This window comes from Lonsdalea quercina, from assembly GCF_900107885.1.
Taxonomy (GTDB): Bacteria; Pseudomonadota; Gammaproteobacteria; order Enterobacterales; family Enterobacteriaceae; genus Lonsdalea; species Lonsdalea quercina.
In genome coordinates this window covers 151,429-159,562 of record NZ_FNQS01000008.1, presented here as the reverse complement: position 1 = coordinate 159,562, position 8,134 = coordinate 151,429, and the positions used below count along the sequence as shown (strand labels likewise).

The window sequence follows — 8,134 nt, the reverse complement described above, 5'->3', positions numbered from 1 at the left end:
CCCCCTCTGTCAGGATAGATGGCACCCCCATCGAAAACATTAATGACAAGATGGAACCATATCGTGAAGCACATTTCACCAGAACGTAAATCGGCCGCACTGGCTAAACTACTGCCGCCCTACAACATGACCGTCACCGCAGTTGCACAGATGGAAGGGATATCAGAAGCTACGCTCTATAACTGGCGTAACAAGGCGAAAGCAGAGGGAATACCGGTGCCGGGTGCAGACAAAACCACAGACCAATGGTCAGCCGATGCCCGGCTGGCTGTGATTATCGAAACCGCCACACTCAGTGAAGCGGAACTGGCGCAATACTGCCGTAAGAAAGGGATTTATCCTGAGCAGATTAGTCAGTGGAAACAAGGCTTTTTGCAGGTCTCTTCGCCTAATGATAAAGCCGCGCTCAGACAAAGCCAGAAAGAAGTCAGTCAACTCAAACGCGAACTGGTTCGTAAGGAAAAAGCCCTGGCGGAGGCGGCAGCGATACTGGTGCTGCGAAAGCAGTTGCGGGACTACTACGGAATAACCGACGAGGACGACTGACATCAGGTGCGGAACGGCAGACGCTGATGGGATATGTGCGCAACGCGATGGCGTCAGGCGCCCGGTTAGCGGTGTCGCTCACGGAAGCCGGGTTAAGTGAACGGACGTGGCGACGCTGGCAAAGTTCGATGGAGGACAAGCGTGCCAGAGCGGTCAGGCCCTCCCCGTCGAACCGGTTAAGCGCGCAAGAAGAGCAACAGATACTGGCAGTGTGCCACCGTCACAAATCGTACCGGCGTTGGCCGATAAGGGGATTTATCTGGCGAGTGAGTCAACCTTTTACCGGGTGCTACGTCGTCATGGAGGAAGGACATCGGCGTGGACGGCAACGTGCGGCACAGAAAATCACGCCGGCCACGACCTGGCAGGCCAGCGGCCCGAATCAGGTGTGGACGTGGGACATCACATGGATGCCGTCAACCGTGAAGGGTCGCTGGTTTTACCTGTATCTGGTGGAAGACCTCTACAGCCGAAAAATCGTGGGATATGAAGTGAATGAAACAGAAAGTGGCGAGCAGGCAGCCGCCCTGATAGAGCGCACGGTACGTCGGGAAGGATGCTGGCAATACCCGCCGGTACTGCATGCGGACAATGGGGCGGCGATGAAGTCGCAGACGTTGCAGATGAAGCTGCATGAGTTGGCAATAACGCCGTCTCACAGCCGGCCAGGGGTCAGTAACGACAACGCGTATGTGGAGTCGTTGTTCAGGACGCTGAAATATGTGCCGCAGTGGCCGTCATCGGGGTTCGACAAGTTAGAGGATACGCGCGAATGGGTAGAGAGTTTTACCCGGTGGTATAACGAAACGCATCGACATAGCGGCATCAGGTACGTAACGCCAGGCCAACGGCACCGGGGCGAAGATGGCAGGGTGCTGAAGAAGCGGGATAAGGTGTACCAGATGGCAAAAGCGCAACGGCCTGAACGTTGGTCAGGCAGGACACGGAACTGGCAGCCGTCAGGTGAGGTTATGCTGAATCCAGGGCGGGAAAAGCAGGCAGCCTAAATCAACCGGGGGTGCCAACTATCTTGACACTTACCGCTCCTTAAGTACTTCAACTTCTTTTTGTATATAAGAAATTGATGCCCTTGAAGTGGCTTCACTTATCTTAATTACAACCTCACCCCAGCTATCACACCCTTCGGGTCCCAGTTCATCTTTATGGCTAAACTCACCAAAAAATACAACTCGTTGACCAGACGCTTTAGCCACTCTATTTATTCGGAAGCTAGGGTTGATTTGCCTTAAAACTCGCGAAGTTCAGGGTTATCATTCGACATATTTTAGCCTTAAAGGGCTGACTTAATGAGCTTACTGTTTTAACCTAACGCTAGCATCAGCCTGACAAATTTTAAAGTGATATTTAGACTTAGTGAGATATAAATCTCGTATGAATACACATTCAATCTTCTTATGGGGCAGTTTAAAGAAACTGTGTATCAAGAAAAACTACTCACAATAAAAAATCACGACTTTATATTTTCTCATAAGAAAAAATGATCGAGCTATTAATTAGTAGTTATGGGCTTTATCCTTTATCATCTATTGTTGAGAAAATTAATTTTCTACACCAACACCTTCAACCCATGCTTCCGCACCACGGTAAGCAGTTTCAGCGATAATCCGCTGGGGCGTTTTACGCCGCTTTCCCATTTCTGTACCGTCGAAACACTGGTGTTCAGGTAGCGGGCGAAAACCGGCTGGCTGACGTTCAGCTTTTCACGTAGCGCCTTAATCTCAAGAGGTTGAAGATCGTCCACGCTGTTGAGACACGCTTTGTCAAAGTTGCGCATCGTTTCCTGTGGAATAGCATCGACGCTGAATAATCCAGAAGCCGCGCTGTGGATAGCTTCAAATGCAGGACTCTTGAATTTACTTTTTGCGGTCATGGCAAATCTCCACCAGTTCTTTACTCTTAAGCAGTGCCGTAATCTTTTCATCGGCAAGGGCAGCGTAGTGCTTCGCTAATTCGCGGAATCCGGCCAGTTCGCGATTATCGATGTTCGCCATATCCTGCTTGGCATACAGGAATGTGTAAAATCAATGCTGCCCACCTTTAGCCAGTATGATGGCGCGATCGCGGTTCTGGTTCAGCCGTTTCTTATAAACGCCGCCGCCGAGATCGTCAGCCTTCCCTTGCATTACCGCCTCAATAGCCTGACATAACTCGCTATCCTTGATGGCGTGGGATTTAGCTGCCTTAGTGAACCATTTGGTTTTGAATACGCGCATCAGGCCGACATCCTGTAACCCTAACTATAGCACTAAGTGCTAGGTTACTCTCTTTTCTGGCTGAGTCAAAGTGCTTGAAACCTGCAAAACTCTGTCGTATTTTTGACCATAAAACCTGCTGTCGATGACAGCCACCAATGTTTCCAGTATCGGGATGATACGAGTGACCTGTGAGAAACGCCTTCGGGTGGTCACACTGTCAAAGTCATAGGAATGGAGCGTGGTCTGAGACTGACGCCTTCGGGCGACCACAAACACTTCCGTAGCCTGCAAGGAAGAACGCGCACAGTTGCGTGTGGTAAATCTGCCAGCCTTTGCAAGCAGATATCACCGGGTAGTTTGAACGCCGTTGCGAGCGTGGTGATGAAGGTCTGTTTTGACTAAACCTCAAGCCCAACATTGCTGTGGGCTTCACTATACCCAGCCAGAGAGCTGGCTTCCATACCGTAGGAGACTGGCCATAGTTGCAACGTTTATCGTTGCGGTGATTTCACTTCATAGGCGGCTTAAACAGCTCTTACCTTCGTAAGTTCACGTTATCGTGTAACTTCGATTTTACTCGTCTCAATGATTTGCGTCTGCGCGTGTAAACGTGCTGGCTGAGCGTTGCTATGCCGTCGGGCATCAGCTGCGCACCTGCCGGCAACGTCTGCACCGGCGTCACTTTTTCCGTGTCAACGGATGAAAGTGACGCCGCAGCCGAAGAGCCCATCAGCCCCTGAGACATGCACCTCAACCACTGCGTCATGAATCTGACACACCCGTTTGTGCCGGACTGACCGCTTTTTTACAGGAGATTGAACCGATACCGAGGCAGGCCTAACCGCCTGAGAGGAAATCCTGCAACCGCAGGCGGCCGCACCGAGTGCATCGCCGACACCTCCCAAGACCTCAACTGCTGTCCGCTCTGGCGCACAGGTATCGTTCAAGGCAGGTCAATTGCGATTGTTTCTGCCCTTTCCCATGCGCCAGAGAAAAGCATCCAGTTGAATTATGAGAGGTAAGTTGCATGAGTAAATTAAGTCGTGAAATGACCACGCTGGCGAAACAGGCTGGCGGGAGCTACAAGACGGTTCATGATCGTATTCGCATCATGGACAGGCTGTGCCGTCACCTGCTGGCGCTGAATATTCAGGTGCGTGACGTTAAGTATCTCAAAGCCAGACATATCGAAAGCTATGTCGCCGAACGCCTGTCACAGCGGATTGCCCTTCGTACCCTGCACAATGAAATGGCGGCGTTGCGCACGGTGTTTAAGCAGGGAGGACGGGAAAAGCTCGCCGCGTCCGACCGCCTGACCAATAACGCGCAGGGGCTGAGCGGGGCAAGCCGTGCCGGGACAAAATTCGCCATCCCGGACGAACGTTATCAGGCCGTTCTGCTCGCGGCACAACAGCATGATAAAGGGCTGGCCTGCGCACTTCAGCTTGCCCGATTGCTGGGGCTGCGTTCTCAGGAAGCGGTGCAATGCGCCAGTTCCTTGAAAACGTGGAAAAAGCAGCTTGAGCGCCATCAACAGACGCTGACCGTGGTGTTTGGCACCAAAGGCGGCAGGCCACGCGAAACCCGGATTATCGATCGCGAAACCATTCAACGGGCGGTAAAAGCGGCGCTAAAGGTGACTGAGGCGCGTAACGGCAGGCTGATCGATAAACCCGACCTGAAAACCGCCATGAATTTCTGGCGCACGCAGACCACCCGCTTGGGGTTGACCAGCCACTATTCCCCGCACAGCCAGCGCTACGCATGGGCGCAGGATGCCATACGTTATTACCTGTCACAGGGCTTTTCCCGCAGTGAAGCCAGAGCATTAACCTCTATGGATCTCGGCCACGGTGATGGCCGGGGGCGCTATGTCGAGCGGGTTTACACCCGGAAGGAGGATTGAACATGAAGGATAACACGTTGATTCGCTTATCGGGTGTGATGAAAAAAACCGGCCTCAGGAAATCATGGATTTACCTGCTGATGAAGCAGGGGGAATTCCCTCAGACGGTCAAAATCGGCGCTCGCTCAGTGGCGTGGGTGGAAAGTGAAGTGAATGACTGGATCGCGGCACGTATTAGCCAGCGCGGGGAGGCTAAATCATGATGCATTGTTATTTTTTTCTGGCGGGCAATTTACGATATACTGCTGATGCTGCGGCAAAATCCGTAGCCGGAATTGGCGTTCCGACACTTACCACGTTGCCTAAAAGACACGGATTTATTACGTGTCTTTTATTAGGCGATGCCTGCGCATACCTGTCAATGGTGGCTCAGGCGGGGGCTCCGCAAGGAGCGCCGGGCTACGTGGTAACCGGTTACGCCAACCCCGTCTGGGCTACCACCATAGAGGTTGGCGTCTCAGGTGGTAGTGATACCCTGCTTACCACGGAGGCTGCCTTATGGCGACGACCCTTCTCTTTTTCTACCCGCAATCTTTCTTTTTTTCTGCGGGGGTACATCATGTATGACCCCACACCCCTGACATTAGAAGAACTCGTCGATCACTGTCGGGCGCTGGCCTACGCCATCATTGAACTGGACAACCCGCTCGCGAAAGAACTGCTGATCTTTATCCTATGGGAGCGTCTGAACCAGTTAAATGACGCGCTGCAAGCAGAGGTGGCTGACGATGAGTAAGTTCGTTTCAGACATTACCGCTCAGTCGCGCCACCGGTGGGGTGCCATTCTGGCCGCTCTGGCTATTCCAGTGCCTTCCGGCGACAAACACGGCGCTTGTCCTGCCTGCGGCGGCAAAGATCGCTTTCGTTTTGACGACAAGGAGGGACGGGGAACGTGGTTTTGCAATCAGTGTGGTCATGGCGATGGCCTTGATCTGGTCACACGGGTCAAAAACTGTGATCTATCAGACGCGGCAAAACAGGTGGCCGCGCTGACGCTTCCCGCCTTAACAGCGCCAGCCAGGGAAAAAGCTGCTAAACGCCCGCCGCTGGCTGATAAAATCAAGCATATGCTGATCCATTCGAGGAATGGCGAGAGCACCTACCTGAAAGCCAAAGGGTTCTCTATCGTTCATGCCCGCCTGACCGCACAGCAAAAAATGCGTATCGGCGGCGTGTTGTTTGATGAGGGAAGCCTGCTGCTGAAGCTGCATCGCGTTTCCGGTGAACTGGCCGGCGCACAGTTGATCAACGACGATGGAGAAAAACGCCTGCTACCGGGTTCACAGTTGAAAGGCTCTTTCATTGCGGTGCATTGCCCGAAAGAGCCGGGCACCATCGTGATCACCGAAGGGTACGCCACCGGCCTGACCATCAGCCAGATCACCACGGCGGCGGTGGTCGCGGCGGTATCGGCCAATAACCTGATGAACGTCGCACAAGCTCTGCGTAGCTGGTATCCCAATGCCACTATCATTCTGGCGGGCGATCATGACCTGCATGCCGATGGTTCAACCAATATCGGTAAGGAGCAGGCTGAAAAAGCCGCGCTCGCGGTGGACGGCTGGGTGTCGTTACCGCCCACCACAACACTCTGTGACTGGGATGATTACCGCCAGCAATATGGGCTTGAGGCCACCAAATCCGCGTTCAATAAACAACGCTATCAGCCTGACACAATGTATACGTCTTTAGTTCGCACCGATTCCGCAACACCGGGCTTCAATACTTCATTGCCCCTGCGCAAAGGCTCTGACGGCTTTGATACGCGGCAGGACTACCTGATTAAAGGCTATCTGCCGAGTTCATCTGTTGCCAGCGCTTACGGTGCCAGTGGCTCGTATAAGTCTTTTCTGGCGGTATCGTGGGGATGCCATATCGCCACCGGCAAACCGTGGGAGGGCAAGCCGGTTACGCAGGGCGCGGTGATTTATGTCGTTGGTGAAGGTGGCATCGGCGTTCCCCGCCGTATCCGGGCATGGGAGCAGACACTAAACGGTGGTAGCCCGATTGATGCGCTTTATCGCGTCGATTGCCCGATTTTTCCGGCCAGCCCCGAGAGCGTGCAGCAGGTGATATGCGCCGCCCGCGATGTGAAAGTCGCCTCGGGTATGCCAGTTCGCCTGATTATTCTGGATACGCTTGCCCGTTGTTTTGGCGGTTCGGATGAGAACGCGGCTAAAGATATGGGTGCATTCATTCAGGGATGTGACGCGATTAAAGCAGCGACACAGGCGACGGTGCTGATTATTCATCATTCCGGTAAAGATCAGGACAAAGGGGCACGCGGCTCCAGCGCCTTCCGTGCTGCGCTGGACGTAGAATTTAACGTCAGACGTGAAGGTGACGGCAGCGCGTTGATCCTCAGTTGCACCAAAATGAAGGATGCAGAAGAGCGCCCTCGTCGTGCCTATGACCTGAATACCGTCAATCTATACGTGGACGATGATGGCGATCAGATTACTTCGCTGGTGCTGAACGATGAGGGGCGTGAAGTCAGAGAGGATGTTGCCAACGACCCCGATTTAGCCGGTATCTCTCGGCTGACGGAAAACCATGTCGCCTTATGGCAGGCCATTCGCTCACGCAGGGCCAACGGTGAAGGCTGTACCCGTTCATTGGTGCGAGACGACATGCGGGCAATGGGCTTTGATGTGAACAAGAAGTTCACCCGCTGGCTGGACAAGCTGGAAAAGGATGGCCTAATCGCCTTTGAGGGGGAGCGGATTACACCGCTATCGCAACGGAATAAGGTGGGGGATTAAACGGGGGAAAGTGGGGGCGAACGGATAATGAATCTCTCAATCCGGCATTTTCCCCCACTTCCTACGCATATATAGGCGCGAAGTGGGGGAAGCCGTTATCCCTGAGTAAGTGGGGGAAAAGTGGGGGAAACTCCTAACTGGCTTAACAAATTATTGTTTAGTTATATCCTTGACCGCACCAGCGTAAAGCGCCTCAATATTTATATCCTCATCAAGCGTTTCCCAATGTATGCCACTGAAACTAAAGGTGAAATTATCCCGCTGCTCAGCCGTAGCACGTTCGAGACGTGGGAAGTTTTTAAGTGGAACGTCTAACAGTTTTTTCCCCTCAGCCTGTAGATGCAGGTATTCATTTGAAAAATAGATAGTTATTGGGGGTTTATCAGATAACAGTTTTTTCACCCTTTTCATCTGGCTCTTTTCCTTTTCGCGCTTTCCTGTCCTTTACCGTACCAAAATCATCAAAATTGATGAAGCGACGGCCAGCGCTCGTATGAATCAATGTGAGTGCGGTATTCCCACGTTGGATTTTGAGCTGGATTGTCGATTAGCATCGGTGCTACAGGTTCCGGCTTGCTACTTCTGTACGGTGGAAGACGATCTGGCGGAAATGATTCTTGGATATTATGAGTCGCAGGGAAAATCATCCACATAAGAAAAATGAGCGCCAGCCCCTCCTAAAAAAGGGGCTGGCGCGGTACATA

6 protein-coding genes and 3 pseudogenes are annotated in these 8,134 nt (G+C 52.8%); 6 read left to right on the top strand and 3 right to left on the bottom strand.

Features of this window, described 5'->3' with window-relative positions; translation table 11 throughout:
• Positions 1-63 precede the first annotated feature (63 nt).
• Positions 64-1,553: pseudogene (locus BLU64_RS17030) on the top strand (IS3 family transposase).
• Between the two features lie 560 nt (positions 1,554-2,113).
• Here the strand turns inward: BLU64_RS17030 and BLU64_RS12465 are convergent.
• Both BLU64_RS12465 and BLU64_RS12460 read right to left on the bottom strand, forming a co-directional pair.
• Positions 2,114-2,437: a helix-turn-helix domain-containing protein gene (locus BLU64_RS12465; RefSeq protein ID WP_074728898.1), complete on the bottom strand. Its 324-nt coding sequence runs from the start codon at positions 2,435-2,437 to the stop codon at positions 2,114-2,116.
• Positions 2,421-2,780: pseudogene (locus BLU64_RS12460) on the bottom strand (type II toxin-antitoxin system RelE/ParE family toxin). The gene BLU64_RS12465 and the pseudogene BLU64_RS12460 overlap by 17 nt, the downstream one beginning before the upstream one ends.
• A 1,009-nt stretch (positions 2,781-3,789) precedes the next feature.
• Here BLU64_RS12460 and BLU64_RS12450 point away from each other — a divergent pair.
• The 4 genes from BLU64_RS12450 to BLU64_RS17895 are packed head-to-tail and all read left to right on the top strand — an operon-like array spanning position 3,790 to position 7,430.
• Entirely contained in the window at positions 3,790-4,668 is an 879-nt protein-coding gene (locus BLU64_RS12450) for an integrase domain-containing protein (RefSeq protein ID WP_026744097.1), read from the top strand.
• A 2-nt stretch (positions 4,669-4,670) separates the two neighbouring features.
• Positions 4,671-4,871, top strand: coding sequence for a helix-turn-helix transcriptional regulator (locus BLU64_RS12445; protein ID WP_074728896.1), 201 nt, complete (start codon positions 4,671-4,673; stop codon positions 4,869-4,871).
• A complete protein-coding gene (locus tag BLU64_RS12440; protein ID WP_036153594.1) occupies positions 4,868-5,404 on the top strand; it encodes an ash family protein in 537 nt (178 codons plus the stop codon). Before BLU64_RS12445 ends, BLU64_RS12440 begins: the two co-directional genes overlap by 4 nt.
• Positions 5,397-7,430: an AAA family ATPase gene (locus tag BLU64_RS17895; RefSeq protein ID WP_074728894.1), complete on the top strand. Its 2,034-nt coding sequence runs from the start codon at positions 5,397-5,399 to the stop codon at positions 7,428-7,430. Before BLU64_RS12440 ends, BLU64_RS17895 begins: the two co-directional genes overlap by 8 nt.
• A 150-nt stretch (positions 7,431-7,580) precedes the next feature.
• Here the strand turns inward: BLU64_RS17895 and BLU64_RS12430 are convergent, their stop codons facing one another.
• Entirely contained in the window at positions 7,581-7,841 is a 261-nt protein-coding gene (locus BLU64_RS12430; protein ID WP_051625596.1) for a DUF2442 domain-containing protein, read from the bottom strand.
• Positions 7,842-7,896: 55 nt separating this feature from the next.
• On the opposite strand from BLU64_RS12430, the pseudogene BLU64_RS12425 reads away from it, so the two are divergent.
• A pseudogene (locus BLU64_RS12425) lies at positions 7,897-8,085 on the top strand (transcriptional regulator); the annotation flags it as partial.
• Positions 8,086-8,134: the final 49 nt, after the last annotated feature.

Bases quoted from the DNA above. Each gene is read 5' to 3' on its own strand.
- BLU64_RS12465 (WP_074728898.1), bottom strand. From the start codon at position 2,437: ATGACCGCAAAAAGTAAATTCAAGAGTCCTGCATTTGAAGCTATCCAC.
- BLU64_RS12450 (WP_026744097.1), top strand. From the start codon at position 3,790: ATGAGTAAATTAAGTCGTGAAATGACCACGCTGGCGAAACAGGCTGGC.
- BLU64_RS12445 (WP_074728896.1), top strand. From the start codon at position 4,671: ATGAAGGATAACACGTTGATTCGCTTATCGGGTGTGATGAAAAAAACC.
- BLU64_RS12440 (WP_036153594.1), top strand. From the start codon at position 4,868: ATGATGCATTGTTATTTTTTTCTGGCGGGCAATTTACGATATACTGCT.
- BLU64_RS17895 (WP_074728894.1), top strand. From the start codon at position 5,397: ATGAGTAAGTTCGTTTCAGACATTACCGCTCAGTCGCGCCACCGGTGG.
- BLU64_RS12430 (WP_051625596.1), bottom strand. From the start codon at position 7,841: ATGAAAAGGGTGAAAAAACTGTTATCTGATAAACCCCCAATAACTATC.